At 63.8% G+C, this 26,415-nt stretch carries 25 protein-coding genes and 1 pseudogene; 21 read left to right on the top strand and 5 right to left on the bottom strand.

The genetic code is table 11. The features are described 5' to 3' along the window. Position 1 precedes the first annotated feature (1 nt). The 4 genes from AB7245_RS29405 (at position 2) to AB7245_RS29390 (ending at position 3,735) form a co-directional block, all read left to right on the top strand. The gene (locus AB7245_RS29405; protein WP_085404254.1) at positions 2-721 is read left to right on the top strand and encodes an ABC transporter ATP-binding protein; all 720 of its coding nucleotides are present in this window, start codon (positions 2-4) and stop codon (positions 719-721) included. Beyond that, positions 711-1,436, top strand: coding sequence for an ABC transporter ATP-binding protein (locus AB7245_RS29400; RefSeq protein ID WP_135214633.1), 726 nt, complete (start codon positions 711-713; stop codon positions 1,434-1,436). The genes AB7245_RS29405 and AB7245_RS29400 overlap by 11 nt, the downstream gene beginning before the upstream one ends. Positions 1,437-1,483: 47 nt before the next feature. After that, complete coding sequence (locus AB7245_RS29395) at positions 1,484-2,245, top strand: SDR family NAD(P)-dependent oxidoreductase (protein ID WP_028158375.1); 762 nt, start codon at positions 1,484-1,486, stop codon at positions 2,243-2,245. 86 nt (positions 2,246-2,331) lie between these two features. After that, positions 2,332-3,735 carry an amidase gene (locus tag AB7245_RS29390; protein ID WP_354131418.1) on the top strand — a complete coding sequence of 468 codons (1,404 nt, stop codon included), beginning with the start codon at positions 2,332-2,334 and terminating at the stop codon, positions 3,733-3,735. Positions 3,736-3,768: 33 nt separating this feature from the next. Here the strand turns inward: AB7245_RS29390 and AB7245_RS29385 are convergent. Then, a pseudogene (locus AB7245_RS29385) lies at positions 3,769-4,174 on the bottom strand (hypothetical protein); the annotation flags it as partial. A 372-nt stretch (positions 4,175-4,546) separates the two neighbouring features. On the opposite strand from AB7245_RS29385, the gene AB7245_RS29380 reads away from it, so the two are divergent. From AB7245_RS29380 to AB7245_RS29370, 3 genes are all read left to right on the top strand, one after another. After that, positions 4,547-6,172, top strand: a complete 1,626-nt coding sequence (locus AB7245_RS29380) for a sugar ABC transporter ATP-binding protein (protein WP_404979442.1) — start codon at positions 4,547-4,549, stop codon at positions 6,170-6,172. Further along, positions 6,169-7,161, top strand: coding sequence for an ABC transporter permease (locus AB7245_RS29375; RefSeq protein WP_283017018.1), 993 nt, complete (start codon positions 6,169-6,171; stop codon positions 7,159-7,161). Before AB7245_RS29380 ends, AB7245_RS29375 begins: the two co-directional genes overlap by 4 nt. A 105-nt stretch (positions 7,162-7,266) precedes the next feature. Further along, complete coding sequence (locus AB7245_RS29370; RefSeq protein ID WP_439035194.1) at positions 7,267-8,418, top strand: substrate-binding domain-containing protein; 1,152 nt, start codon at positions 7,267-7,269, stop codon at positions 8,416-8,418. Between the two features lie 80 nt (positions 8,419-8,498). Here the strand turns inward: AB7245_RS29370 and AB7245_RS29365 are convergent, their stop codons facing one another. Then, positions 8,499-9,293 (bottom strand): DeoR/GlpR family DNA-binding transcription regulator, encoded by a 795-nt coding sequence (locus AB7245_RS29365; RefSeq protein WP_085404259.1) that lies wholly within the window; start codon positions 9,291-9,293, stop codon positions 8,499-8,501. Between the two features lie 340 nt (positions 9,294-9,633). Here AB7245_RS29365 and deoC point away from each other — a divergent pair, with 340 nt between their 5' ends. From deoC to AB7245_RS29315, 10 genes are all read left to right on the top strand, one after another. Continuing rightward, on the top strand, positions 9,634-10,551 hold the full coding sequence (deoC, locus tag AB7245_RS29360) for a deoxyribose-phosphate aldolase (RefSeq protein WP_224580998.1): 918 nt from the start codon (positions 9,634-9,636) through the stop codon (positions 10,549-10,551). Between the two features lie 2 nt (positions 10,552-10,553). Continuing rightward, positions 10,554-12,944, top strand: a complete 2,391-nt coding sequence (locus AB7245_RS29355; protein WP_354131419.1) for an aldehyde dehydrogenase family protein — start codon at positions 10,554-10,556, stop codon at positions 12,942-12,944. A gap of 81 nt (positions 12,945-13,025) precedes the next feature. Continuing rightward, positions 13,026-13,481 (top strand): RbsD/FucU family protein, encoded by a 456-nt coding sequence (locus AB7245_RS29350; protein ID WP_014494077.1) that lies wholly within the window; start codon positions 13,026-13,028, stop codon positions 13,479-13,481. 5 nt (positions 13,482-13,486) lie between these two features. After that, a complete protein-coding gene (locus AB7245_RS29345; protein ID WP_354131420.1) occupies positions 13,487-14,410 on the top strand; it encodes a ribokinase in 924 nt (307 codons plus the stop codon). Between the two features lie 7 nt (positions 14,411-14,417). Further along, positions 14,418-15,293 (top strand): carbohydrate ABC transporter permease, encoded by an 876-nt coding sequence (locus AB7245_RS29340; protein WP_354131421.1) that lies wholly within the window; start codon positions 14,418-14,420, stop codon positions 15,291-15,293. Beyond that, positions 15,290-16,327: a carbohydrate ABC transporter permease gene (locus tag AB7245_RS29335; protein WP_354131422.1), complete on the top strand. Its 1,038-nt coding sequence runs from the start codon at positions 15,290-15,292 to the stop codon at positions 16,325-16,327. Before AB7245_RS29340 ends, AB7245_RS29335 begins: the two co-directional genes overlap by 4 nt. 49 nt (positions 16,328-16,376) lie before the next feature. Next, positions 16,377-17,816 (top strand): extracellular solute-binding protein, encoded by a 1,440-nt coding sequence (locus tag AB7245_RS29330; RefSeq protein WP_321576352.1) that lies wholly within the window; start codon positions 16,377-16,379, stop codon positions 17,814-17,816. Between the two features lie 85 nt (positions 17,817-17,901). Beyond that, on the top strand, positions 17,902-18,993 hold the full coding sequence (locus AB7245_RS29325) for an ABC transporter ATP-binding protein (protein ID WP_354131423.1): 1,092 nt from the start codon (positions 17,902-17,904) through the stop codon (positions 18,991-18,993). A 260-nt stretch (positions 18,994-19,253) separates the two neighbouring features. Further along, positions 19,254-20,075, top strand: coding sequence for a helix-turn-helix domain-containing protein (locus AB7245_RS29320; RefSeq protein ID WP_354120621.1), 822 nt, complete (start codon positions 19,254-19,256; stop codon positions 20,073-20,075). Positions 20,076-20,151: 76 nt separating this feature from the next. Then, on the top strand, positions 20,152-20,817 hold the full coding sequence (locus AB7245_RS29315; protein WP_439035193.1) for a DsbA family oxidoreductase: 666 nt from the start codon (positions 20,152-20,154) through the stop codon (positions 20,815-20,817). Between the two features lie 7 nt (positions 20,818-20,824). Here the strand turns inward: AB7245_RS29315 and AB7245_RS29310 are convergent, their stop codons facing one another. Next, complete coding sequence (locus tag AB7245_RS29310) at positions 20,825-21,994, bottom strand: GNAT family N-acetyltransferase (RefSeq protein ID WP_354131425.1); 1,170 nt, start codon at positions 21,992-21,994, stop codon at positions 20,825-20,827. Between the two features lie 157 nt (positions 21,995-22,151). On the opposite strand from AB7245_RS29310, the gene AB7245_RS29305 reads away from it, so the two are divergent. Next, positions 22,152-22,580: a YeeE/YedE family protein gene (locus AB7245_RS29305; RefSeq protein WP_354131426.1), complete on the top strand. Its 429-nt coding sequence runs from the start codon at positions 22,152-22,154 to the stop codon at positions 22,578-22,580. Between the two features lie 5 nt (positions 22,581-22,585). Next, the gene (locus AB7245_RS29300) at positions 22,586-23,053 is read left to right on the top strand and encodes a DUF6691 family protein (protein ID WP_439035192.1); all 468 of its coding nucleotides are present in this window, start codon (positions 22,586-22,588) and stop codon (positions 23,051-23,053) included. Positions 23,054-23,112: 59 nt separating this feature from the next. Here the strand turns inward: AB7245_RS29300 and AB7245_RS29295 are convergent, their stop codons facing one another. After that, entirely contained in the window at positions 23,113-23,442 is a 330-nt protein-coding gene (locus AB7245_RS29295; protein WP_028152664.1) for a hypothetical protein, read from the bottom strand. A 114-nt stretch (positions 23,443-23,556) separates the two neighbouring features. Continuing rightward, positions 23,557-23,961: a hypothetical protein gene (locus AB7245_RS29290; protein ID WP_085404268.1), complete on the bottom strand. Its 405-nt coding sequence runs from the start codon at positions 23,959-23,961 to the stop codon at positions 23,557-23,559. 151 nt (positions 23,962-24,112) lie between these two features. Here AB7245_RS29290 and AB7245_RS29285 point away from each other — a divergent pair, with 151 nt between their 5' ends. Together AB7245_RS29285 and AB7245_RS29280 are read left to right on the top strand one after the other, a co-directional pair. After that, positions 24,113-24,337 (top strand): hypothetical protein, encoded by a 225-nt coding sequence (locus AB7245_RS29285; RefSeq protein ID WP_085404269.1) that lies wholly within the window; start codon positions 24,113-24,115, stop codon positions 24,335-24,337. Next, a complete protein-coding gene (locus AB7245_RS29280) occupies positions 24,338-26,386 on the top strand; it encodes a pyrroloquinoline quinone-dependent dehydrogenase (protein ID WP_354131428.1) in 2,049 nt (682 codons plus the stop codon). It abuts the gene before it with no gap. Positions 26,387-26,415: the final 29 nt, after the last annotated feature.

The raw sequence follows: 26,415 nt of genomic DNA, 5'->3' as shown, positions 1-26,415 counted from the left end.
CATGGCGCTGGTCGAAGTCAAAGGCGTATCCAAGCGTTTTGGCGGATTGACCGCAGTCTCCGACGTCGACCTCACGGTCAACGCCGGCGAGGTCCACTGCCTGATCGGGCCCAATGGCGCCGGCAAGAGCACATTGTTCAAGTTGATCGTGGGTCTCTACCCGCCGAGCCAGGGCAGCATCCTGTTCGATACCGTCGACATCACCAAGGAGCGTCCCTACGCACGCGTGCAGCGGGGCATGAGCATCAAGATGCAGGCTCCGAGCGTGTTCAAGGAGCTGCCGGTTCGGCAAAACATCCAGACTGCGCTCCAGGAACGACTGTCCGGCGCGGAACGCATCGCCGAGGAGGATCGCCTGCTGACTCTGCTCAACCTGGGGCCGGACAGCGATAAGCTCGCGGGTGCGCTGTCGCATGGCCAGCAGCAATGGCTCGAGATCGGGATGGCGCTGGCGCTGAAGCCGCAGCTCCTGCTACTGGACGAACCGACTGCCGGCATGTCGCCGGAGGAAACCTTCAAGACCGGCGAGCTGATCAAGTCGTTCAATGCAGAGGGTATGACGGTTCTTGTCGTCGAGCACGATATGGCCTTCGTGCGCCAGGTCGCCCAGCGCGTCACAGTGCTGCATCTCGGCAAGATTTTCGCACGTGGCGATCTCGAAAGCATTTTGCAGGACGCGAAAGTCGCGGAAATTTATCTCGGTAAGACGCATGCTCACTGAACCCAAGCCCACTGACCGGATTCTGGACGTATCGGAATTATGGGCGGGATACGGTGCGACGCCGATTCTGCAGGGCGTCACCATGTCGGTCTCCCGCGGCGAGATTGTCGGCGTGATCGGCCGTAACGGTGTCGGCAAGTCGACTCTGATGCGGTGCCTGATCGGTTTGCTGCAAACCTGGCGTGGCACGATCAGCTTCATGGAGCAGGACGTAACAAAGCTCGAAGCCGACGCGCGGGCGAGGGCGGGCTTCGGCTACATCCCGCAGGGACGCGATGTCTTTCCGCAGATGACCGTCGAGGAAAACCTGCAGGTCGGCGAGTTGATCGGCGGTCCCGGCGGCAAGAAGCTGCCTGAACTCGTCTATGAGTATTTTCCGCGACTGAAGGAACGCCGGCGGCAGGCCGCAGGCACGATGTCGGGCGGCGAGCAGCAACAGCTCGCCATAGGCCGCGCGCTGATCGGCAATCCGTCCTTGATGATCCTGGACGAGCCGTCCGAGGGTATCCAGCCCTCGATCGTCCAGCACATCTGCGAGGCGCTGAGATCGTTCCGGAACGAGCTCGGGACCACCATCATCTTCGTCGAGCAGAACCTCGACACGATCCTGGCAATCGCCGAGCGTTGTTACATCATGGAGAAGGGCAAGATCGCGCAGTCGCTGGCAGGTGGCGAGGTTAACGAGGACAATGTCCGCGAGCAGCTCCTGCTCTGAACGGCCGCATGGCATGTTTTCAAGTCGTCAACAGGGAGGGAATGGACATGGATCTGGGACTCAAGGGAGCAAAGGTTCTCGTCACCGGCAGCACCAAGGGGATCGGCAGGGCGATCGCCGACACATTCGCGGCGGAAGGCGCGGATGTCGGCATCTGCGCGCGCAACCAGGCCGACGTCGACAGCGCAGTCGCCGCGATCAAGGCGAAGGGCGTCGCTGCCTTTGGTAGTTCGGTCGATGTCTCCAACGGCCCGGCGCTCAAGGCCTGGGTCGAGGACATGGCCTCGAAGCTTGGCGGCATCGACGTCGTGGTCGCCAATGTCAGTGCGCTGTCGATCGGACAGGACGAGGAGAGCTGGGAGAAGGAATTCTCCACCGACATGATGGGCACCGTGCGGCTGGTCAATGCGGCGATGCCGTATCTCGAGAAGAGCAAGGCCGCGGCGATCGTGACCATCTCCAGCGTTTCAGGGCGGGAGGTTGACTTCGCGAGCGGCCCCTACGGCACGTTCAAGGCCGCGATCATCCACTATACGCAAGGTCTCGCCTTCCAGCTTGCCAGCAAAGGCATCCGCGCCAATTCGGTGTCGCCGGGCAACACCTATTTCGAGGGCGGTGTCTGGAATCAGATCAAGGATGGCAATCCCGAGCTGTACAAGACCGCGCTGGCGCTGAATCCGACCGGCCGCATGGGCACGCCGCAGGAAATGGCGAACGGTGCGGTGTTCCTTGCCAGCAAGGCAGCGAGTTTCATCACGGGGACCAACCTCGTGGTCGACGGTGCCCTCACGCGCGGCGTGCAGTTCTAGGCGCTCCCTGAGTAGCGCAGTCACGAAACCGGGCCGTCTGCGGTGCCGGTGGGCGAAGCCGTTTCCGACAACAGCAGGACTGTCAGATGTCAGCAGATCCAATTCACTACAAGTCGATCATCGAAATCTCCGAGCTGTTCCGCCGCGGCGAGCTTCTACCTTCGAAAGTGACCGAGGTAATGCTGAGCCGGATCGCGAAGCTCGATAGCAAGTTTCACGGTTATGCCTTGGTGCTTGCCGAGCGAGCCATGGCGCAGGCGAAGCGCTGCGACGCCGAGCTTGCCAAGGGCATCTGGCGCGGGCCGCTGCACGGCGTGCCGATCGGATTGAAGGATCTCTGCTACACCACTTTCGCGCCGACCGCCGGCGGCACGACAATCCACGCCCGGTTCGTACCCTCCTTCAACGCGACAATCGTGGACCGGCTCGAACACGCCGGCGCCGTCACGCTCGGCAAGCTAAAAATGACCGAGGGCGCCTATACGAGCCATCATCCCGACGACCAGGCGCCGCTCAATCCCTGGGGGACCGACTACTGGGTCGGCTCCTCCTCAAGCGGATCGGGCGTGGCCACTTCGGCGGGACTTTGCTTTGGCTCGATCGGCAGCGACACCGGCGGCTCGATCCGGTTTCCGTCGGCGACGGGCGGGCTGACCGGGATCAAACCCACCTGGGGACGTGTGAGCCGCCACGGCGTCTTCCCGCTGGCTGACTCTCTCGATCATGTCGGGCCGATGTGCCGGAGCGCAGCCGATGCCGCGGCCATGCTCGGCGTCATCGCGGGCGCAGACGTCAATGATCCAACCGCCCTTCAGGCGCCGGTGCCGAACTATCTGGCGGGGATCGGTGACGGCGTGCGGGGCTTACGGATTGGCGTGGACCGCAGCTACACGCAGGACGGGATCGATCCGCAGGTGGTCGCCGCCTTGCTGGAAGCGGAGCGTACGCTTGCGGACCTCGGCGCCGATATTCGTGAGGTCAAGTTCCCAGCTTACGAGAAGCTCGTGAGCATGTGGATTCCGATGTGCTCCATCGAGACCGCAGAGGCGCATCTCGAGACCTATCCGTCGCGGAAGTCGGAATACGGTCCCGATCTGGCGCAGCTGATCGAGCAGGGCAGATCGATCAGCGGCCTCGAGATCGCTCAGATCCATCATGAGCGGTTGAAGTTCTGCGGCAGCCTCGCTGCGCTGTTCGGCGATATTGACCTGCTCCTGATTCCCACCATGCCCGTGCCGATCCCAACGCTGACCAAGATGGGCGAATACGGCGCCGATCCGAACGTGCTGCTCAGCATCCTGCGCTTCACGGCGGTATTCGACTTCTCGGGCAGCCCGACCATCACGCTACCGAACGGCATGGCGGCGGACCGATTGCCTCTCAGCATGCAGTTCGTCGGTCCGCATCTGTCCGAAGATACGCTTGCCCGCGCCGGGTATGCCTTCCAGTCAGTGACGGATTGGCATACGCAGCGTGCTTCCATCGAATGAAAGGCAGCGAAAGGCATTATAACGTGTCTGAAGTTGAAGGCGCAGCGCTGGCTGCATGCCGAAGCGCTTTGTGGCGTTAGCGGCGATGAAGTTCTGCAGTGCCGACGAGATCTCGGCGTCGGTGTCGGCCGCACGCCGAGCCAGTGCGTCGGTGACCTCGGAAGTCGCATCCCGCGACTACCCCTGGACGGGATTGAAGGATACAATTCGGACCGGATAGGCGTACTGGCCGGACCGCAGATTTTGCAGGATGATCTCGAGGTTGGTGTCAGCCTCGTCGGTCTCGCGCCGGGCGCAACCAGCGCGCGCCGACGTCTTCAAGCACCAGATAGATGTCGCGGTCGATGCGGTCGGCCGGCACGATCGAGGGCGAGGAACGTAATCCCGCGCGGCGGGAATGACGCGACGAGCACGACGTATCGCAGGGATTGTCATCCACAGAATTGGAGCGAGGTGTCGCGCGCGGTCTAGTGTGCTTGGCTAAGGCCGCCTCATCGCCATGGCTGTCACGCGTCGCCTATGCATCTACCTTTCTGTCGGCACACGCTTGTGCTGATCGATCGCGGGGCCTGCCTCCTCTCGCTTGGATGATCGGGTGCTTGCCGCCAGGACCGGATGGAGCGCGTCGTGAAGCTTTGCTCCGTTCCTGATGTTGAACAGATCCGCGGAAGGCCGGCTGTCTCTACTGACGTTCGCAACCGCACAAATCGAGATAGGGCCAGGGTTAGATCCGGCCCGGCGACGTGATCCGCCATTGACAGGTCGGCGGAGATGATAGAATTATAACAGGATAAGTTGCAAAAATAACAATATGTCACCATCGTACCAGCGTCTTGCGGGGCGACGGGAGGAAAGTTTGGAACTGTCCGGTTCGGTTGCAGCAGAACCTCGGTCGTCGACCTCGCTTGTGATGGTCAGTGGCATCAACAAGCGCTTCGGCGGCGTGCGAGCGCTGCGTGACGTCAACCTCGAGGTTCGCGCCGGCGAGGTCCATGCGCTACTGGGCGAGAACGGCGCGGGAAAATCTACCCTGATCAAGATTCTCAGTGGTGTTCATGCCCTCGACAGCGGCACGATCGAGATCGCCGGCAGGCCGGTGGAATTCGACAGCCCGGCGAAGTCGCGCGAGGCGGGGATCGCTGTCGTTTATCAGGATCTCAGCCTCGTCGAATCCTTGAGCGTTGCGGACAATCTGTTGCTCGGCCGTGAGCCGCGTGCGCGTTTCGGCTTCGTCCGGCAGCGCGCGCTGATGGCCAGGGCCGAGGCGTTCCTGAACGCGCTCGGCATTCCCCTGGATGCGAGTGCGGCTGTCGGCTCGCTGCCTTTCGCCTATCGCCAGATGACGGAGATCGCCAAGGCGCTGATGGGCGAGGTCCGGCTTCTGATCCTCGACGAGCCGACCTCCTCGCTGACATCGGATGAGGTCCGGATCCTGTTCGATGCGATCGGGAAGGCGACGCGCCGCGGAGTCGGCGTGATCTATGTGACCCATCGGCTCAATGAGGTGTTCGAGATCTCGCAGCGCGTCACGGTGCTGCGCGATGGCGCTAACGCAGGCACGTTTGTCACCGCCGAGACCGACATGAAGCGGCTGGTGAACGCGATCGTCGGAACCGATCGATCGGCACCCACGGGCCCGCGCACCGAACCTGTCGCGAAGCGTGAATTGGATCCGTCGCCGGTTCTGTCGCTGTCCGACGTGTCCAACGATCGGCTTCGCGCCGTCGATCTGTCCGTGCTGAAGGGCGAGATCCACGGCCTCGCCGGATTGATCGGCAGCGGCCGCACGGAGATTTTGGAGACAGTGTTTGGCCTCCGGCCGCTCGAGAGCGGCGCAATCGAGATCGAGGGCCGGCGATGGCTGCCGAGAGGGCCTGCCGATGCGATCGAGCAGGGCATCGCGCTGGTGCCGGAAGACCGGCATGTGCAGGGTCTGGTCCTGGACCATTCGATCGAGCGAAACGTCACCTTGCCGCGAATTCCCCACTTCTCGCGCTGGGGCTGGATGCAGCAACGCGCCGCCGCCAGGCGGGCGGAAACCGCGGTCGCCAGGCTTTCGGTGAAAGCGCCAGGCGCGTTCAGCCTGGTCAGGACGCTCTCCGGCGGCAACCAGCAAAAGGTCGTGTTCGGAAAATGGAATGATCCGCGGCCGCGCGTGCTGCTCCTGGATGAACCGACGGTCGGCGTCGACGTGGGCGCACGCGAGGAAATCTATGCCGTGATCCGGAATGCCGTCCGCGACGGCAGCGGGGTCCTGGTCGTCTCGTCCGATCTCGTCGAATTGATCGAGCTCTGCGACCGCATCTCCGTGATCGTCAACGGGCGTGTAGCTCGTACGCTGTCGCGCGGCGAGATCGATGATGCCGAAGAGCTGCATCATCTCCTCCAGATGTACCAGGCCTCCGGGCCGGGCCACTTGCAAGAGCTTCCCGCATGACCGAACTGACTGCTCCCAACGTGGTCGCCTCGTCGACCCCATCTGATCGCCGCCGCAAGATTCTCCAGAATTTGCTGCGGGGCGAGCGGCCGTACATGCTGTACATCGCCTTCGTGATCCTGCTGGTCGTGTTCAGCCTGTCTTCGCCCTGGTTTCTCTCGGTCGACAATTTCCTGAACATCGGGCGCCAGACCACGCTGGTGTCGATCATTGCAGTCGGCATGACCTTCATCATCATCGCACGTCAGATCGATCTGTCGGTTGCCTCGACGCTGGCGTTGTCGGGCATGGCGGCCGCTCTCGCGATGAGCCAGATCAACAACAGCTGGATCGTGGGGGCCGTGGCCGGGCTCGGCACCGGTGCGCTGGTCGGGCTGCTCAATGGCATCCTGACCACGCAGCTATCGATCCCGTCATTCCTGGTGACGCTGGGCTCACTGAGCATGGCGCGGGGACTGGCGATGATGGTGACCAACACCAAGCCGGTGATCATCACCAACGAGACCTATTTCGCGATCTTTGGCGAAGGCACGTTCCTCGGCATACCGGTTCCGATCGCCTGGACTTTGGCGGCGATGATTATCGGCATCCTGCTGCTGCACTACAATGTGTTCGGCCGGCGCATCTATGCGGTCGGCGGCAACCCGACCGCGGCGCTCTATTCCGGCATCAACACCAAACGGATCACGACTGCGGCCTTTGTCCTGACCGGCACGCTGGCCGGATTGGCGGCGCTGGTGCTGTCGGCGCGTTCACATGCTGCGCGGCCAGATGTCGTGCAGGGCATGGAACTCGACGTCATCGCCGCGGTGATCCTCGGTGGCTGCAGCCTGTTCGGCGGGCGCGGCTACATCCTGGGGACGCTGTTCGGCAGCTTGATCATTGGCACGCTCAACAACGGCCTTGTTCTGCTCGGCGTGAGCTCGCCGATGCAGCTCGTGATCAAGGGGGCGATCATCGTTGCCGCGGTTGCTTTCACGAAACGCTAGTCGACGTCAGGCGCGGCGCATGAACAACAAGTTCATTGCGCTGCGCGGGTAGGGGCAAGGTCGCTGGCCCTCCGGTGAATCGGCGACCAAAAAATGGAGGAAACAATGAAGCCAATCTTGCGACAAACCTTGCCTTTGACTGCGTTGGTGGCCGCTGCCGCCCTCTCGATGATCCCGTCGGCTCGCGCCGAAGTGCCCGCGACCTGCGTCAAGGGTGTCGATCTCGCGAAGCTCGGGCCGAAGTCGATCGTCGGCCAGGGACCCCACGGCGAAAAGGCGGCTTCCCCCGAGGTGCTCGCGCTGTCGGAAGCCGACGCCGCCAAGATCAAGGAGAAGAACTTCAAGGTCGGCATCTCCATGCAGACGGTCAACCTCGACTGGTCGCAGCTCCAGATCCAGGGCATCACCGATACGCTGAAGAAGTACGGCGTGACGGTGACGGGCGTCGCGTCCGCCGAATATCAGGTGGACAAGCAGATCGCCGATATCGAGAACACGATCCGGCAGCATCCGGACGGCATCATTTCGATTCCGGTCGATTTCACCGCGACCGCGCCGACCTACAAGAAGATCGCCAAAGCCGGCATCAAGCTCGTGCTGATGGACAGCATCCCGACTGGTCTGAAGCATCCCGAGGAATATGCGACGATGGTCTCGGCCGATAGCCAGGGCAATGGCCAGATCGCGGCACAGATCCTGGCATCCTGCGTGGCGCAGGGCGGCACCATCGGTCTCGTCAATTTCGGCGTCGACTATTTCAGCACCAACGAGCGCACCAAGGGCGTGCGGGAGTGGATGAAAGCAAACCGCCCTGACATCAAGATGAAGCAGGTCGACTTCACCGATCCGCCGAAGGTCTCGCAGATCGCGGGCGACTTCCTGACCGGCAATCCCGACGTCAAGGGACTGTACGCGGTGTGGGATCAACCGGCGCTCGACACGCTGAGCTCGATGCGGGCTCAGGGCATCGATATTCCCATGACGACGGTCGACCTCGGTCTGCAATCGGCGATCGAGATTGCCAAGGGCGGGCCGCTGAAGGCGACCGGCTCGCAGCGTCCCTACGACCAGGGCGTCGCCGAGGCGATGGCGATGATGAACGCGCTGTTGGGTAAGGAAACGCCTGGCTGGATCGGTGTGCAGTCGCTGCCGGTGACGCAGTCGAATGTGCTGGAGTCCTACAAGACCGTATTCAAGAAGGACCCGCCGGCCGAGCTGACGGATGCCTGCAAAAAGGCGAAGCCCGCCTGCAACTAGCCCGAAACAGCGATGCGCGATCCACCGAGACCGCGCATCGCTCAGCAAGCCTGATCCGGGCGAACCAGCCCCCGTCCGGATCAGGCCGTGCTGGTGACGTATTCGACGGGAAGGCTGCGGAAGTGCTTGCGCGTGTCTGCCGACACGGAGCCACCGACGATGATCCGCGAGAATGAGCTGACGTCGGAGAAGAACGCCGGCTTGAGGCTGCCGAGCTTGCTGGCGTCGACCACGAGGATGCTCTCCATCGCGGTAGCGATGACGGCCTGCTTGATGGCGACTTCGTGAAAATTCGAGCAGCTGGCGCCGCGGGTCCAGTGCAGGCCGCCGGCCGAGATGAAAGCCTTGTTGACCCCGAGCCGCCGCAGGTAGGACAGGCCGTCATCCGACGAGAACGACTGCGACGACGGATGGTAGAGCCCGCCCATCAACATCACCTGCGTCGCTGGCCGGTGGGTGACGATCGAGGCGACGTTCAGCGAATAGCAGATCACCGAGAGAGGCATGTCCTCGGGCAGGCAATCCGCCAGCGACTGCATCGTGGTGCCGCAGTCGATGAAGATGGTGTCACCTTCCTTGATCGAGGCGGCTGCGGATCGGCAGGCGAGGCGCTTGTCCTGTGTGTGCTGGTCGATTTCCTGTTCGAATGTGTACTTGATCCCGGTCGGCGACGCCGCGTTGACGACGTAGCCGCCGAGCAGGGCGAGCGCCGCCTCGGGCCCGGCAAGGTCGCGCCTGACCGTCATCTCCGACACCTTCAGCAGCTCTGCGGCGTCCTTCAGATGCAGTGCGCCGCTCGTCTCGACGGCGCGTCGCAGCCGTTGCAGCCGTTGGACGCGGGTCTCGCTGGGGCGTGCGGTCGGTGTTTCAGTCATTTTCGTCACCGAGCTTGCTTATCCGGTTGACAATGATCTTACAATGATGTGAGTTTAGCAACGTCAATCTGTTACAATAATAACATTTGGCCCAAGGGGTGTTTCGCTGTCGGCGACGGGAGGCAGCAGAAGCGCCGGCGGCCAAGGGATGGGAGGATCGCATGTTGCAATCGGCACATTCAGTCTATCTGCCGTTTCAGCCGATTCGCTAGCATTGCGCGGCGTACCGATGGCGCAGGGCGTCTTGATATCAAATCCATCCGCGGTGCCGGCGCAGCCCCATGCGCGGGATCACAATCATCCGCATCCGATCGCGCGCAACAGCGGCCGCGCGCTCGAGATGGACTGGGTCGATGATATCCGGATCAATCTGTCCGCCGCCGAGCGCCGCGTTGCGAGTCTGCCGGGCCGGCGCACCGTCAAGAAGGACGCGCAGGCGGCGTGGTTGCTCAAGGCGATCACCTGCATCGACCTGACGACACTCAACGGCGACGATACGGCCGAACGGGTGAAGCGTCTCTGTGCCAAGGCGAGGGCCCCGATACGAAGTGACCTCGTCGAGGCACTCGGTTTTGCCGGGCGCCGGCTGCACACGGGCGCGATCTGCGTCTATCACCGCTTCGTCGCAACCGCGGTCGAAGCGCTCGATGGGTATGACATTCCGGTCGCTGCGGTTTCGACTGGATTTCCGGCAGGCCTCGTGCCTCACGATCTGAAACTCAAGGAGATCGAGGCGTCCGTCAGGGACGGTGCGCAGGAGATCGACATCGTCATCACGCGTGAGCATGTGCTGACCGGAGACTGGCGGGCTCTCTACGCCGAGGTCCGGGATTTCCGCGCAGCCTGCGGCGATGCGCATCTGAAAACGATCCTGGCAACCGGTGACCTCAAAACGCTGCGCAACGTCGCCAAGGCGTCGATGGTCTGCATGATGGCCGGCGCGGACTTCATCAAGACCTCCACCGGCAAGGAAGGCGTCAATGCCACGCTGCCGGTGACGCTGGCGATGCTGCGCATGATCAGGGTCTATGAGGAGCGGACCGGCTTCAAGATAGGCTTCAAGCCGGCCGGCGGAATCTCGACGGCGAAGGATGTGCTCAACTACCAGTTCCTGATGAAGGAGGAGTTGGGACGCGATTGGCTCGAGCCGGATCTGTTCCGCGTCGGCGCCTCGAGCCTGCTCGCCGACATCGAGCGCCAGCTCGAGCATCACGTCACCGGCCGCTACTCGGCCTTCAACCGTCATCCCGTGGGCTGAGCATGAGTATCGCACATTACTTTGAGACCATGGATTATGGTCCCGCTCCCGAGGCGGACGGCGAGGCGCGCGCCTGGCTGAAGCGGCACGACGCGACGTTTGGGCATTTCATTGCCGGCAAATTCGTCGCGCCGGCTTCGGGCAAGCATCTGGCGACGATCGAGCCAGCCACCGGAAAGACGCTGGCCAAGATCGCGCAAGGCATCGCAGCGGATGTCGAGGCTGCAGTCGGCGCCGCGCGATCGGCGCAGTCGTCATGGGCAAAGCTCGGTGGTCACGGTCGTGCCCGTCATCTCTATGCGCTGGCGCGCATGCTGCAACGTCACGCTCGTCTGTTCGCGGTATTGGAAGCGATCGACAATGGCAAACCGATCAGGGAAACCCGCGATCTCGACGTGCCGCTGGCCGCGCGCCACTTCCTGTATCACGCCGGCTGGGCACAATTGCAGGACCGCGAATTCGCCGACCATGTCCCGGTCGGTGTGATCGGCCAGATCATCCCCTGGAACTTTCCGCTGCTGATGCTGGCCTGGAAGATCGCGCCCGCGCTGGCGACCGGCAACACCGTGGTGCTGAAGCCGGCGGAGTTCACGTCACTCACCGCGCTGCTGTTCGCCGAGCTCGCGGCGGAAGCCGGCCTGCCGCCCGGCGTGTTGAATGTGGTGACGGGTGATGGCGCCACCGGCGCGTTGCTGGTCGAAAATCCCGGTGTCGACAAGATCGCCTTCACGGGGTCGACCGAGGTCGGGCGGTTGATCCGTCAGTCGACCGCAGGCAGCGGCAAGTCGCTGACGCTCGAGCTCGGCGGCAAGTCGCCGTTCATCGTGTTCGACGACGCCGACATCGATGGCGCCGTGGAAGGCGTGGTCGATGCGATCTGGTTCAACCAGGGCCAGGTCTGTTGTGCCGGATCGCGGCTTCTGCTGCAGGAAGGGATCGCAGAGACATTCCGCAAGCGCCTCATCCGCCGCATGGAGACGCTGCGCGTGGGTCCGCCGCTCGACAAGGCGATCGACATGGGCGCGGTGGTCGCACCGGTGCAGCTCGAGCGGATCAAGGCGCTGGTCGAAACCGGCGTCAAGGAGGGCGGCGAGAAGTATCAGGCGCCGGGGCCGATCCCCGCTGAGGGATGCTTCTATCCCCCAACCTTGCTTTGGAACGTACATCCGTCATCGACCGTGGCGATCGAGGAGATATTCGGCCCGGTGCTGGTCGCGATGACGTTCCGCACGCCGGACGAGGCGGTGATGCTCGCCAACAACACGCGCTATGGCCTTGCCGCCAGCGTGTGGAGCGAGACCATCGGGCTGGCGCTCGATATCGCGCCGAAGCTTCAGGCCGGCGTGGTCTGGGTCAATGCGACCAATTTGTTCGATGCCAGCGTCGGCTTCGGCGGCTATCGCGAGTCCGGCTTCGGTCGCGAGGGCGGCCGGGAAGGTCTCTACGAATATCTCAAGCCGAAAGCCTGGAGCGGGCGGAAGCCGCGGGCGAAGGTGCCGCCGCCATCCCCGGCGGCTTCTAACGACGGCGCCGGATTTGGCACGCCGCCGATCGACCGAACCGCCAAGCTGTTCGTCGGCGGCAAGCAGGTTCGTCCCGACGGAAATTATTCGCGCGCGGTGCTGTCGCCGAAGGGGAAGCACCTCGGCGAAGCCGGCGAGGGCAATCGCAAGGATATCCGTAACGCGGTGGCCGCCGCGCGCTCGGCCGAGGGTTGGGCGCGGGCGACGACGCATAATCGCGCCCAAATCCTCTACTACCTTGCCGAGAATCTGTCCGCGCGTGGCGACGAGTTCGCCCGGCGCATCGGGGATATGACCGGCGTTTCGCCCGCCAAGGCGCGCGTGGAGGTCGAGGCGAGTATCGAGCGGCTGTTCAGCTATGGGGCCTGGGCCGACAAATACGAGGGGACGATCCATGCACCGCCGTTGCGCGGCGTGGCGCTTGCCATGCACGAGCCGATCGGCGTGGTCGGGGTGGCCTGTCCGGACGAGGCCCCGTTGCTGGGCTTCATCAGCCTGGTGGCACCGTTGATTGCGATGGGCAACCGCGTCGTCGCCGTCCCAAGCGAGCGGCATCCGCTTGCAGCGACCGATTTTTATCAGGTGCTGGAGACGTCGGATGTGCCGGCAGGCGTCGTCAATATCGTCACCGGCGAGCGCGATGCGCTCGCAAAGGTTCTTGCCGAGCATGACGACGTCGATGCGCTCTGGGTGTTCGGCTCGCAGGCGGCCTCGACTGCTGCGGAGCGGCTGTCGATCGGCAACCTCAAGCGCACGCTGGTCGACCACGGGCTGGCGCTCGATTGGTACGACCGGGTGGCGAGCGAAGGTCCGATCCTGCTCCGCCACGCGGTGCAGGTGAAGAACATCTGGATTCCCTATGGGGACTAAAGACGTCACCTTGCGGTGATACGGGTTGGCATCCGGACCATCAGAGTTCGGGCGATTTTGAAGACAAGGGAGGGACGCAACATGCTCAAGGGCATCAATCCACTGCTCAATGCCGACGTGCTTTATGCCTTGCGCGCAATGGGGCACGGGGACCGCCTCGTGGTGTGCGACACCAATTTTCCTGCCGACTCCATCGCGCGCCAGACCGTGTTCGGCGAGCTGCTTCGCATCGACAACGTCAGTACGGCAAAGGCGATCGAAGCCATCCTCTCGGTGCTGCCGCTCGACACGTTCGTCGACGATGCCGCAATCCGCATGGAGATTGTTGGCCAGCCCCAGGAGGTGCCGCCGGTGCAGCGCGAGGTGCAGGCCGCGATCGACCGCGCCGAGGGACGCTCCTGGCCGCTGGTCGGGGTCGAGCGCCATGCCTTCTATGAAAAGGCCAAGACGGCCTACTGCGTGATCGCCACGGGAGAGCGGCGCTTCTACGGCTGCTTCCTGTTTTCCAAGGGCGTCATCGCGCCGGACGGAGAGTGACGACCATGAGCAAGACTGGCGTCGCAGTGCTCGGCATCTTCGTCGTCGATCTGGCCTTCCGGGCCGGCAACATGCCCGCGATCGGTGAAACGATCGCCGGCTCGGGATTTGCCATGGGACCAGGCGGCAAGGGGTCGAACCAGGCCGTGGCCGCTGCGCGCGCAGGCGCAGGTGTGACCTTCATCTCCCGGATCGGCCGCGACGCCTTCGGTGATCTTGCCATCAAGACGTGGGAAACCGAGGGCATTCGACCGCGCGTCGCCAGGACTGCGGAGGCGCCGACCGGCGCGGCCTTCATCTATGTCCACGAGACACGCGGCGACAACGCCATCATCGTGGTGAGCGGAGCGGCCGACGGTCTCAGCCCCACCGACGTCGATGCGGCGGCGGATGCGATCCGCACCAGCCGCGTCTTCGTGACCCAGCTCGAGCAACCGGTCGCGGCCGCGCAGCGCGGGCTCGAGATCGCGCGCGCCGCGGGCAGCATCACCGTGTTCAACCCGGCACCTGCGGTCAAATTCGACGATGGCCTGTTTGCCTTGTGCGACTACGTCGTTCCCAATGAGACCGAGGCGGAAGCGCTGACGGGGATCGCGGTGAGCGATCTTGCCGGCGCCCGCCGCGCCGGCGAAGCGTTGGTGGCCAAGGGAGCGGGCACCGCGCTGATCACGCTCGGCGAACGCGGGGCGCTGTTTCACGGGCGAGATCGCTCGCTACACGTGCCCCCGTTTGCCGCCGGCAAGGTGGTCGAAACCGCGGGCGCGGGCGATGCATTCGTCGGCGGCTTCGCTGCAGCGCTTGCGGGCGGCGCCGATCCCCTGGAAGCGGCGCGCTTCGGTTCCGCCACGGCGGGGATTTCCGTGACGCGCGCGGGGACTGCGCCTGCCATGCCGCGGCGCGCTGAGATTGAAGCCCTGTTGAAGGGATGATCTGCTCATGATGCGGAATGATCCGATCAAGCATGTCTTCATCTGGCCGGCGGTGCTCGTCGTGCTGGCGATCTCGATCTTTCCGCTGATCTATTCGTTGACCACGAGCTTCCTCAGCTATCGCCTGGTTCCGCCGATCCCGCCGCGGGTCGTGTGGTTCGGCAATTATGCTACGCTCCTGCAAGAGCCGCGCTTCTGGAATGCGATCTTCACGACGACGCTGATCGCGTTCATTGCCGTCGGGTTGCAATACGTGATCGGGTTTGGCGTTGCGCTCGCGCTGAACGCGCGCGTTCCGGGCGAACGGCTATTTCGCGTGGCCTTGCTGCTGCCCATGCTTCTGGCCCCGGTCGCCGTCGCGCTTGTTGCTCGCATGATCTTCAATCCGACCATGGGGCCGCTCAACCAGTTCCTTTCCATGTTCGGCATGGCGAACCTGCCGTTCCTCACCAACGGTCATTGGGCGCTCGCCTGCATCATCGCTGTTGAGATCTGGCAGTGGACCCCGTTCATCATCCTGATGATGCTGGCTGGCCTGCAAACGCTCCCCGAAGATGTCTACGAGGCGGCCGAGCTTGAGAACGCCAGCGCCTGGCAACAGTTCTGGGGCATCACCTTTCCGATGATGCTGCCGATCTCCGCCGCGGTCGTCTTCATCCGCCTGATCGAGAGCTACAAGATCATGGACACCGTATTCGTGATGACGGGCGGCGGACCGGGGGTGGACACCGAGACCCTGACCTTGTTCGCCTATCAGGAGGGTTTCAAGAAGTTCAATCTCGGCTACACGTCGGCGCTCAGCTTCCTGTTCCTGATCGCCATCACGATCATTGGCGTCACTTATCTGGCGCTGCTGCGGCCGCATCTGGAGAAGCACCGATGAGCGGGCAGGGCCTTACCGGACTGTCGCGCTGGAGCCGCCGCCTGGTCGCGGCCGGTGTCTTCGCATGGTGCCTGATCACGGCGTTTCCGCTCTATTGGGTGGTCGTGACGGCGTTCAAGACCCCGCCGGGCGTGGTCGGCGGCCCGACCTATATTCCGTTCGTCGATTTCACGCCGACCCTGCAGCCCTTCATTGATCTCTATCAGGGTATCCGTGGCGAGTTCTTCCGGACCTTTTTGAACTCGACAATCGTTGGCTTGTCGGCGGCAGCGATCGCGACTGCCGTCGGCGCAATGGCGGCCTACGCGCTGGTGCGGTTCGAATTCAGGGTGCGCTTCGGCGCCGGCCTGATCTTCTTCCTGCTCGCGCTCGGCGGCTATCTGCTGTTCAACAATTCGCTCGGCTTCACCCGCCCGCAGGCGCTGCTGCTGGCGTTCCCGATCGCGCTTGTCGCTGCAATCCTGGCCAACCGCCTGCCGCTGCCGGGGCCGATCCTCGGCAATGAAGACATCCTGTTCTGGTTCGTCAGCCAGCGCATGTTTCCGCCGATCGTCACGGCCTTCGCGCTGTATCTCCTCTACAGCGAAATCGGCCGGCTCGGCTTCCAGCTCATCGACAGCTATGTCGGCCTGACGCTGTGCTACGTCGCGTTCTCGCTGCCGATCGTGGTCTGGCTGATGCGCGACTTTTTCGAGGCCATTCCGATCGAGGTCGAAGAAGCCGCGATGGTCGACAACGTGCCAAGTTGGCGCATCTTCCTCGGCATCGTGGTGCCAATGTCGATGAACGGACTGCTGGCGACTTTCATGATCACGCTCGCCTTCGTCTGGAACGAGTTCCTGTTCGCGCTGTTCCTGACCAATTCCAGATGGCAGACGCTGCCGATCCTGGTGGCGGGACAGAACAGCCAGCGCGGCGACGAATGGTGGGCGATCTCGGCCGCGGCGCTCGTCGCCATCATTCCGATGATGATCATGGCAGGTCTGCTCAGCCGCATGATGCGGTCGGGCCTGCTGCTCGGAGCGATCAAATAGCAAAAACCTATGTAGGGAGGACTGGACGATGTTGCGACGGACGTTTCTGATGCTGACCACCTCGCTCGCGATGGCTTGCACCGCGAGCCAGGCGAACGCTGCTTGTAGCCCGGATTACTCCGGCGTCACCCTGACTGTGGCGTCGCAGACCGGACCGTATATCGCCTCCGCGCTCAAGCTCGGCGCGGACGAATGGACCAAGAAGACCTGCGGCAAGGTCAATGTGGTCGAGTTCCCCTGGTCGGAGCTCTACCCGAAGATCGTTACATCGCTTACCGGATCGGACGCGGCGTTCGATCTGGTCAGCTTTGCGCCGGCCTGGCTGCCCGACTTCGTCACCTATCTCAGCGAGATGCCGAAAGAGATGCAGTCCGGCAAGGATTGGGACGATGTCGAGCCGGCCTACCGTGAGCGCCTGATGGTGTGGGAAGGCAAGATCTATTCGCAATCGATGGACGGCGACGTTCACACCTACACCTATCGCACCGACCTGTTCAGCGATCCCAAGGAGAAGGACGCCTTCAAGGCCAAGTACGGCTACGACCTGGCGCCGCCAAAGACCTGGAAGCAATATCTCGACATCGCGGAGTTCTTTCAGCGCCCCGACAAGGGACTCTGGGGCACGGCGGAGGCCTTCCGTCGCGGTGGCCAGCAGTTCTGGTTCTTCTTCAGCCACGCGGCGGCCTATACCAACAACCCGAACTATCCGGGCGCGATGTTCTTCGACCCCGAAACGATGGATGCCCAGATCAACAATCCGGGCTGGGTGAAGGGATTGGAGGAATATATTCGCGCTTCCAAGCTTGGCCCGCCCAATGCGCTGAACTTTTCGTTCGGCGAGGTCAATGCCGCCGTGGCCGGCGGCCAGGTGGCCGAGTCGATCGGTTGGGGCGACACCGGCGTGATCGCCGCCGACCCCAAGCAATCGAAGATTTCCGGCAAGGTGGGCTCTGCAGTGCTGCCCGGCTCTGACGAGATATGGAACGCCAAAACCAAGAAGTGGGACAAGTTTCCGGCAGTGCTGCCGGCACCCTTCATGGCGTTCGGAGGCTGGCAGATTGCCGTGCCAAAGGTGGGCAAGAACCAGCAGGCGGCTTGGGATTTCGTCAAGACGCTGACAAGTCCTGAAGTCTCCGGCAAGGCCGCGATTACCGGTGGCACGGGTGTCAACCCATACCGCAAGTCGCACACCACGAATCTGGAGTTGTGGAGCAAGATCTTCTCGCCGACGGAAGCCAAGGAATATCTCGGCGCCCAGGCCGACTCCATTAACGGCAAGAACGTTGCGCTCGACATGCGTTTGCCCGGCTATTTCTCCTACACCGAGGTTGTGGAGATTGAGCTTGGCAAGGCGCTGGCCGGCCAGACCACGCCGCAGGCCGCGCTGGACGCGGTCGCGAAGGAATGGAATCGCCTGACTGATGAGTTCGGCCGCGCGAAGCAGCTCGCCGCCTATCGCGCGGCGATGGGCCTCTCACCGAAGAACTAGCTTCCCGCAGAGACTGCCCCGGATGATGCGTGAGCATCATCCGGGCTTTGTTGGCCGTCGATATAGGGGACGGAAAAAGGAATCCATGGCGCACGTCGAGATCGAGAACGTCAGCAAGGCATATGGGCCCTACAAGATCATCGAGGGGCTTAATCTGAGTGTGGCCGACGAGGAGTTTGTCGTGCTTGTCGGGCCGTCCGGCTGCGGCAAGACCACGACGTTGCGCATGATAGCGGGACTGGAGACGGTCACCAGCGGAACCATTCGTATCGGTAATCGCGATGTGACGCAGCTGCGCCCGGGCTTGCGTAATTGCGCGATGGTGTTCCAGAACTATGCGCTCTATCCGCATATGACTGTTGGTGAGAATATCGGCTACGGCATGAAGGCGCGGGGCGAGTCGCGCGCCAAGATCGCGAAAGCCGTCGAGGACGTGGCGCGGGTTCTCGACCTCGAGCAATACGTGGACCGTCGGCCCAAGCAGCTCTCCGGTGGGCAGCGTCAGCGCGTGGCGATCGGCCGTGCCATCGTGCGCAGCCCGGACGTGTTTCTGTTCGACGAGCCATTGTCAAACCTCGACGCCAAACTCCGCATCGAGATGCGGACCGAGATCAAGGCATTGCATCGCCGTCTCGCCAAGACGATCGTTTATGTCACACACGATCAGGTCGAAGCGATGACCATGGCCGATCGGGTCGTGGTGATGAATCGCGGCCGCATCGAGCAGGCGGCTGATCCGATCACGATCTATGAGAAACCAAGCAATCTCTTCGTCGCGGGCTTCATGGGCGCGCCCAGCATGAATTTTATCCACGGGGAGATTGCCGCTCGCGACGGTGCACTGATCTTCACCGAACCCTCGGGTACGGCGTTGAGATTGCCGAAATCCCGAGAGGCGGCCTATGCAGGGAGCATCGGCAAGCCGGTTGTGCTCGGCGTGCGGCCCGACCACGTGCTGCGGCAAGATGCGCCATCGGGCTCCTCCGTCCGCATGATGGTGAAAGACGTGGAGCCGCTCGGGCCGCATACTCTCGTGATTGGAACCGTGGGCGCATTTCCATTCACGGCGCAGATGCAAGTCGGTGTTTCTGCGGCGCCCGATTGCCCAATAGATGTCGCCATCGATCTGGAGCGAACGCACCTTTTCGACAAGGTTTCCGGGGAGGCCGTTTCATAGTCGGCCGTCCTCTGGCGGTGCAGGTAATTCCAAATCTTTACTTCCAGCGTGCGCATGCCTCATCGCGGTCACTTGCGCTGCGGCGAGCTCGCACGTGATGCGGGCGACGTTGCCCCCTTCTTCGCAAACTTTGCTGGTCCGGTATTGGTGTCGAGCAGAGTCTGCGAAAAGAGATTAAGCGATTTCAGATGGTTACATGCCAATATTCATTACCTCGCGGGTAATGGAAGGGCTGAAATCCGCATGCTAGGTTTTCGAGCATGAACGCACATGCATCCACGGCACAGGCCGAACGCAGCCAGCCCGTCCATATCGGCGACCATTTGCGCGAATGGCGGCAACGCCGCCGCATGAGCCAGCTCGATCTGGCGGGCGAGGCCGAGATTTCCGCGCGGCATTTGAGCTTCGTCGAGACCGGCCGCGCTGCGCCCTCGCGCGACATGGTGCTCAGGCTCGCCGAACGTCTCGAGGTACCCTTGCGCGAACGCAACGTGCTGCTGGTCGCGGCCGGCTATGCGCCGGCGTTTCCGCAGCGCCCGCTGGAGGATCCCGCCTTGAAATCAGCTCGCCAGGCGATCGACCTCGTTCTCAGGGCGCATGAGCCCAATCCGGCGCTGGCCTATGACCGGCACTGGAATCTGGTTTCCGCCAACCGCATGGTGGCGCCGCTGCTCGACGGCATCCCGCAGCGGCTGCTCGGCCAGCCCTTCAACGTGCTGCGGCTCGCGTTTCACCCCGAGGCGCTGGCGCCGCGCACGGTCAATCTCGCGGAGTGGTGCGGGCACCTGCTGGAGCGGCTGCACCGGCAATGCGAGGCGACGGCCGATCCCGAGCTGATCAAGCTCTATAACGACCTCAAGAGCTACCCCATCCCGGCGCGCTCGGGGCCGCTGTCGAGCGACAATGTCGCGATTCCCTTCAAGCTGCGCCATGGCGGAGAGATACTAAGTTTCTTCTCCACCACCATGGTGTTCGGCACACCTGTCGACATCACGCTGTCGGAGCTGGCGCTGGAGACGTTCTTCCCGGCGGACGAGCGCACCGCCGAGCGGCTCAAGCAGATGGCAGCAGCTATGACCTAGCGCCCTTGCCTCGGGACGGGTTCGGCTTATCTTCGGCTTATCTTGGGTCAAACCCGCATCGCCCGAAGGAGGCGCTATGAGCACGTTGAAACCGCTCCAGATCGATGTCGTCTCCGACGTGGTGTGCCCCTGGTGCTATATCGGCAAGCACCGGATCGAGAGCGCGCTCGCGCTCGTTCCCGACGTTCCCGTCAAACTCAATTTCCGTCCCTTTTTCCTCAATCCCTGGGTGCCGCGCGAGGGCATCAGCCGCGAGGACTATCTCACCACCAAGTTCGGCTCGGTCGAGGCCTATAAGGGCATTGCCGGTCGCGTCGTCGCGGCTGCAAGCGAGGAGGGCCTCGTCTACAAGCCCGAGCTGGTCGCGCGCCAGCCCAACACGACCGACTGTCACCGCCTGATCCTCTGGGCCGAGGGGATCGGCAAGGCGCCCGAGATGAAGCAGCGGCTGATGGAGCTGTATTTCCGCGACGGCGGCGACCTCACTGACGTGAACGTGCTGGTGCAGGCGGCCGCCGATGTGGGCCTCGATGCCGACGACGTGCGCAAGCGCCTCGCCACCGACGAGGACGTCGCACGCGTTTCGGCCGACGCGCAGGAGGCCGCCGAGAAGGGCATCTCCGGCGTGCCGACCTACGTGTTCGCGCAGAAATACGCCGTCTCCGGCGCGCAGGATCCGAACCTGCTCGCCCGCGCCATTCGCGAGGTCTCGGCGGAGATCAACGCGCAGGCGGCAGAGTAGATTTCGCTTATTTGCGGAGCAGACGCACCACGCGTCGCGCGCCGTCGTGCGCGACGTTGAGGCCAACCAGCGCCGCGTGAATGAGCGCGACGACAGGATCGTGACGCCGCAGCGGAATCAACACGTCGCCGATGGCAAAGCGCCCGCGCCAGATCGGGTTGATCATGGGGTGGTCGGCGCTCGCCGTGGAATCCGCGCTGGCGATGGCCGGATCGGCGCAGAGATGGCGGGTAAGGTCGAGCGTTAGCTGCACGCCCGGCGAATATCTTGCAAAGCGTTCGTCGATACCGAGCTTGAAGAAGAAGGCGCGGTCCTGGTGGCGCAGCACGATGCCGGCTGCCACCGGCGTCGTGCCGGCGCGCAGCGTGATGACCTCGCACTGCGCGGTCTCTGCCAGCGCGGGAACCGCGCGGCGAATGAAGGTCGCATCGCCCGCATGCTGGATCAGCGCGGTGCCGCGCTTGCCTTTCCAGCCACTGGCCTCGAGTTGCAGGAATGTTTCGAGCGCCGGCCCGATCTCGTCGGGCTTGCGCGCGACCTCGAAGGCGACGGGCCCGTGCTCTTCGAGGCGATGGCGCTGGCGACGCAGCTCTTTGAGCTTCTTGGCGCCGAGCGCTTCATGCAACAGCGTTTCACCATCCTGCGTCGCGTCGAGGCTGGCGCGGATGTAGGAGGAGAGGACACGTGGCTTCAGTCCGTCGCGATTGAGAACCTCATTGAGCGAACTCATCGCCGCGCCGTCGAGCGCAACGTCGTTGAGCACGAGCGCATGCGCGCCGGCCTCGCGCGCCTGCTGCAACAGGCGCGTGGCCGCTTCGATCGGCGCGTCGCGGTCGATCAGCGGGCTGCACAGGGTGCCGTAGGGATGCGCGCTCACCAGCGCGGGCAGGGGGATCTTCCAGGCGCGCCGGAGCGAGACCACCGGCATCAGCCCGATCAGCCGCGCCGACGAGCCGTCGAAGGCGGGCAGCGCCGAGGCGTCCGTGCGGCCGCGTGCGGCCTCGCTCACGGCGAGCTCCCAGCCCGGCAGGTAGTAGCCGTTCGGCTCGATCGCGCGCTGAGCGAGCGCGCGCCATTGGCCGGGATCGATGGACGTGAGGGGGACGAGCGCGCGGGTTGCCGCGGCAGCCCTTGCCGATGCCGGATTGATCGCTGCCTGATGCGCGATATCGACCACGTCCCGTCGTTCCCCGTTCAGAAGGTCATGCTTAGCGCAAAGATTGGAAAATTCCGTTGGGACGCCGCTTCAATTCGAATGGTAATATTAACGTCTCATTGAGCATTCGGGCCGCCGCGGCGTGCCATGATGGAAGCTCTCGACCTGGAGGATCACAATGATCGCCACACCTTTCACGCCGATGGCGTCGCTCCTTGGTGGCGCGTTGATCGGCCTGTCCGCCGTGCTCCTGATGTGGGCGACGGGACGGATCGCCGGTGTCAGCGGCATCGCGGCGCGGCTGTTTCCGCCTTACGAGGACCGCGAGTTCGCCGGCCGGCTCGCTTTCGTCGCCGGCCTCGTCGCCGCGCCGATCCTGGTGCGCATTGTCAGCGGAAGCCTGCCGGTGCAAACGATCGCGGCGGGAACGCCGGTGCTGATCGTCGCCGGATTGCTCACGGGCTTCGGTGCGGTCTGGGGCAGCGGCTGCACCTCCGGCCATGGCGTCTGTGGCCTGTCGCGGCTGTCGCTGCGGTCGTTGGTCGCGACCATCACCTTCATGTCGGCGGGCATCGTCACTGTCTTCGTGATGCGGCACTGGGGCTGACGACGATGGCAATCCTCATTCAATTCGCGATCGGCCTCGTCTTCGGTATCGGGCTCATCGTCTCCGGCATGTCGAATCCGGCAAAGGTGCTGAACTTTTTGGACGTCGCCGGCATTCCCGCCGGAACGTGGGATGCAAGCCTCGCCTTCGTGATGGCAGGTGCGGTTGCGGTAACCTTCATCGGCTTCAGCCGTGTCTTGAAACTCGCGCGACCGTTTTTCGCAGACCGCTTTTACCTTCCGACGCGAAAGGATATCGATTCGAGAGTTATCGCCGGTCCCGCCATCTTTGGCATCGGATGGGGGCTCGCAGGCTTTTGTCCGGGCCCTGCGCTCACCGCGCTCGGATTCGGCTCGGCGTCCGCTTTCATCTTCGTGGCCCCAATGCTTGCCGGCATGGTGCTCGCCCGCTTCGTCGCGCAGCTCCTGTCGTCAACGCGCTTCGTCGCGCCGGCCGATCCGCTCGAAACCTGACATGGGCAGGACCGGGCGAGTGGATCTCGTCCGGTCCTGCCCTGTTACAGCTTCAGTGACTACCAGCGGTCGCCGCCGACACCGACGCCCACGCTGACGCCGGGCGCCCGAATGCCGACGCCGCCGCGCGGACCATCGTCCCAGTCGCGATAGGTGCGGCGCTCGTAATAGCGATCGCGCGGCATCGCGTTGTAGGAGTCGCGCACGATCACGCGCGAGCCGCCACGGGTGCGATAGCAATTGCCAGCGTCATCGCAGACAAGCCGGACTTCCTGAACGAGCTCAGGGTTGGCGTATTCGCTGGTCGTATAGATATCGGCGGCCTTCGCGCCGCTCGCCGCAGCGAGGGCGCCGACGCCAGCCAATAGTGCGATCGTGAATGTCCTCATCGTGTCCTCCTCCGAAACTGCCCTCGGGGGTAACAAGAAGGGGAGGCGGTGATCGTTCCGGGTCGAATTACAGGTTTTTCCCGGAACCGGAGCGCGTGTCGGCGTGATTTGTTTCTAGATCGGCTCGTAGGTTTCCGTCCCGCAGATGTCGTCCGCTTCCGCGCGGCGGCGATCGACGACCTTTCCGCCTGATATCGTCACGATGTAAATCTGGGTGCCGAGCGTGGAGCCGGTGGCGGAGGTGAGCTGCGCGCTGACGCAGGCGGTCCAGCCCTGTCCCCGCACCTCCCGATGGGGCGGGGCGACGTGCACCTCGCGCGGATAGGACGTGTTGAGGAAGACCACGTTGATCTGCTCGCGGACCACGCGCTTGACGTCGGGGGGCGCTTCGGGTGGCGGCTGCTCGGCTTCCTTCAGGCGCATGAACTCGGGCACCGGCGCGCGGCTGTCGGCGAAGCCGCAAGAACCGAGTGCGAGGGCGCTGGCCAGCAGCGCCGCATGAGCAACAATCCGCAACATCCGTGAAGGTCCCCTGCGGGCCAACAGATAGGCAGGAATGCGATCCGGCAAAGTCCCGGCCGATCAAGATTTGCTGAAATCCCGGCCCCCCGGCATTTGCTATTACGGGATTGCAGGCTAATTTGTGCCCCAGACGAGGGGGATTGCATCAATGCGGATTTTGGTCATCGCGGCCGCCGTGCTCGCACTAACGGCTGCGTCGGCGCAGGCGCAGGGCCGCAGCAGAGGCCAGCCGAACGAAGCGAAGTCGGACAATAAGCCCAAGGTCGACGAAAAGGCCTACAAGGCCGCGCTCGAGCGCATTCCGGAGCCCAAGGAGAAGTACGACCCGTGGGGCGGAGCCCGTCCGGCTGAACCTGCCAAGAAGCCCAAATAAATGAGGGGGGCGTTGGCGAGCCGTCTGTGTCAGTCGGCCGCCGCCATCGTGCTCCTCCTGTTTTCGTCGTGGCCAGGCATCGCCTGGGAGAGCTGGGGTGGCGATCCCGGCGGCTCACGCTTCTCGCCTTTGCGGGAGGTCACGCCCGACAATGTCGGCAATCTGGTTCGGGCCTTCGAATTCCATACCGGCGATCTCGCGGCGCGGCCGCCCGAAGTGATGCGGCGAACCAAATTCCAGGCGACGCCATTGTTCGTCGAGGACAGCCTGATCTTCTGCTCGCCCTTCAATGAGGTGATCGCGCTCGATCCCGGCACGGGCGCGCAGAAATGGCGCTTCGATCCGAAGATCGCGACCAACCAGCGGCCCGCCAACCGCTACGTCTGCCGTGGCGTGACCCACTGGATCGACGATGAGGCGCCCGCGAATGCCGCCTGCCGATCGCGCATCTTCATGGGCACGAACGATGTCCGCCTGATCGCGCTCGATGCAAAGACCGGTATTCCCTGCGCCGGTTTCGGCACTGGCGGTGAGGTCAGGCCGGATATCGGCATGAAGCTGGACTGGCCCGGCGAATTCCAGATCACCTCGCCGCCGGCGGTCGGCCGCGGTGTCGTCGTGATCGGCTCCGCGATCGGCGACAACCGCCGCGTCGACGCGCCGAGCGGCGTGGTGCGCGCGTTCGATGCGCGCAGCGGCCAGCCGCGCTGGACCTTCGAGCCGCTCAAGCGCGACGGTGTCGAAGCCGGTCATGCCAATGTCTGGGCGCCGATGTCGGTCGACGCGGCGCGCGGGCTGGTTTTCCTGCCGACATCCTCGCCGTCGCCGGACTTTTGGGGTGGCAAGCGGCCGGGCAACAACGAGCACGCCAATTCGGTGGTCGCGCTGCGCATCGAGACCGGCGAGCTCGTGTGGGCATTCCAGACCGTGCATCACGACGTCTGGGATTACGACCTGGCGTCGCAGCCGACGCTGACGCGCATCGACACCGGAGACGGCCAGCGCGATGTCGTGATTCAGCCGACCAAGCAGGGATTTGTCTTCGTGCTCGACCGCGATACCGGCAAGCCGGTGTGGCCGGTGGAAGAGCGCGTGGTGCCGCAAGGCGGCGCGGAAGGTGAACGACTGTCGCCGACGCAGCCATTCCCGACGCATGTGCCGCCGCTGACATCGCAAAGAATCTCGACTGAGGATGCGCTCTCGCTCCTCCCCGGCCTGGGTCGCTCCGCTTGCGAAAGGCAGTTCTCGGAGGCACGTAACGAGGGGTTGTTCACCCCACCCTCGACGCAAGGCACGGCGGAGTTTCCCTTCACCGGCGGCGGCGTCAACTGGGGTAGCGCAGCCTTCGACCCGGTCAACCAAATCCTCTACGCCAACACCGCCCGCGCCGTTCATCTCATCAAGCTGATCCCGCGTGCGGAGGCGGCTGGATTCGATCCGCCTCCCGGTCATGATTTCGGCCAGCAGAAGGGCGCGCCGTTCGCGATGTCGCGCGCGGTGGTGATGTCGCCGCTCGGGCTTCTTTGCAACAAGCCGCCTTGGGGCGAGATGGTCGCAGTCGATCTGAAGGCCGGCAAGATCCTCTGGCGCTCGACGGTCGGCACCACGGAAGACCTTGCGCCGCTCGGCGTGCCGCTGCCGTGGGGCGCGCCGCTCGTCAACGGGCTCGCGGTCACCGCAGGCGGTCTCGTCTTCACCGGCGCGATGGATGCCTATCTGCGCGCCTTCGATGCGCGAAGCGGCCGCGAGTTGTGGCAAGGCCGGCTGCCGGTGCCCGGCGTCGCCAACCCCATGACCTATCTCTGGAAGGGCGAGCAATATGTCGCGATCGGCGCCGGCGGCCACTCCGAGGTCGGCACCTCGATCGGCGACAGCGTCGTTGCGTTTCGCCTGGCGCGGCCGGGTGAAGGGCCGTCGCTATGGTCGCGCACCATCGATCGTCCGGGCGGACGATTTTGGGTGTCGTCGTCAGCAATTGTGTTCGCGATCATCCTGCTGATCATCGCGAGCCTGCGCTGGCGTCGTCGACGTCGTATAAAGCAAGCATGATGCTGCGTTGTGTATGCGATGCGAACGGT

It is taken from the genome of Bradyrhizobium sp. 604_D8_N2_3 (genome assembly GCF_051810765.1).
Lineage (GTDB): Bacteria > Pseudomonadota > Alphaproteobacteria > Rhizobiales > Xanthobacteraceae > Bradyrhizobium > Bradyrhizobium barranii.
The sequence above is the reverse complement of the archived record's forward strand: the minus strand, read 5'-3'. Positions and strand labels throughout refer to the sequence as shown.

Bases quoted from the DNA above. Each gene is read 5' to 3' on its own strand.
- AB7245_RS29405 (WP_085404254.1), top strand. From the start codon at position 2: ATGGCGCTGGTCGAAGTCAAAGGCGTATCCAAGCGTTTTGGCGGATTG.
- AB7245_RS29400 (WP_135214633.1), top strand. From the start codon at position 711: ATGCTCACTGAACCCAAGCCCACTGACCGGATTCTGGACGTATCGGAA.
- AB7245_RS29395 (WP_028158375.1), top strand. From the start codon at position 1,484: ATGGATCTGGGACTCAAGGGAGCAAAGGTTCTCGTCACCGGCAGCACC.
- AB7245_RS29390 (WP_354131418.1), top strand. From the start codon at position 2,332: ATGTCAGCAGATCCAATTCACTACAAGTCGATCATCGAAATCTCCGAG.
- AB7245_RS29380 (WP_404979442.1), top strand. From the start codon at position 4,547: ATGTCACCATCGTACCAGCGTCTTGCGGGGCGACGGGAGGAAAGTTTG.
- AB7245_RS29375 (WP_283017018.1), top strand. From the start codon at position 6,169: ATGACCGAACTGACTGCTCCCAACGTGGTCGCCTCGTCGACCCCATCT.
- AB7245_RS29370 (WP_439035194.1), top strand. From the start codon at position 7,267: ATGAAGCCAATCTTGCGACAAACCTTGCCTTTGACTGCGTTGGTGGCC.
- AB7245_RS29365 (WP_085404259.1), bottom strand. From the start codon at position 9,293: ATGACTGAAACACCGACCGCACGCCCCAGCGAGACCCGCGTCCAACGG.
- deoC (WP_224580998.1), top strand. From the start codon at position 9,634: ATGGACTGGGTCGATGATATCCGGATCAATCTGTCCGCCGCCGAGCGC.
- AB7245_RS29355 (WP_354131419.1), top strand. From the start codon at position 10,554: ATGAGTATCGCACATTACTTTGAGACCATGGATTATGGTCCCGCTCCC.
- AB7245_RS29350 (WP_014494077.1), top strand. From the start codon at position 13,026: ATGCTCAAGGGCATCAATCCACTGCTCAATGCCGACGTGCTTTATGCC.
- AB7245_RS29345 (WP_354131420.1), top strand. From the start codon at position 13,487: ATGAGCAAGACTGGCGTCGCAGTGCTCGGCATCTTCGTCGTCGATCTG.
- AB7245_RS29340 (WP_354131421.1), top strand. From the start codon at position 14,418: ATGATGCGGAATGATCCGATCAAGCATGTCTTCATCTGGCCGGCGGTG.
- AB7245_RS29335 (WP_354131422.1), top strand. From the start codon at position 15,290: ATGAGCGGGCAGGGCCTTACCGGACTGTCGCGCTGGAGCCGCCGCCTG.
- AB7245_RS29330 (WP_321576352.1), top strand. From the start codon at position 16,377: ATGCTGACCACCTCGCTCGCGATGGCTTGCACCGCGAGCCAGGCGAAC.
- AB7245_RS29325 (WP_354131423.1), top strand. From the start codon at position 17,902: ATGGCGCACGTCGAGATCGAGAACGTCAGCAAGGCATATGGGCCCTAC.
- AB7245_RS29320 (WP_354120621.1), top strand. From the start codon at position 19,254: ATGAACGCACATGCATCCACGGCACAGGCCGAACGCAGCCAGCCCGTC.
- AB7245_RS29315 (WP_439035193.1), top strand. From the start codon at position 20,152: ATGAGCACGTTGAAACCGCTCCAGATCGATGTCGTCTCCGACGTGGTG.
- AB7245_RS29305 (WP_354131426.1), top strand. From the start codon at position 22,152: ATGATCGCCACACCTTTCACGCCGATGGCGTCGCTCCTTGGTGGCGCG.
- AB7245_RS29300 (WP_439035192.1), top strand. From the start codon at position 22,586: ATGGCAATCCTCATTCAATTCGCGATCGGCCTCGTCTTCGGTATCGGG.
- AB7245_RS29295 (WP_028152664.1), bottom strand. From the start codon at position 23,442: ATGAGGACATTCACGATCGCACTATTGGCTGGCGTCGGCGCCCTCGCT.
- AB7245_RS29290 (WP_085404268.1), bottom strand. From the start codon at position 23,961: ATGTTGCGGATTGTTGCTCATGCGGCGCTGCTGGCCAGCGCCCTCGCA.
- AB7245_RS29285 (WP_085404269.1), top strand. From the start codon at position 24,113: ATGCGGATTTTGGTCATCGCGGCCGCCGTGCTCGCACTAACGGCTGCG.
- AB7245_RS29280 (WP_354131428.1), top strand. From the start codon at position 24,338: ATGAGGGGGGCGTTGGCGAGCCGTCTGTGTCAGTCGGCCGCCGCCATC.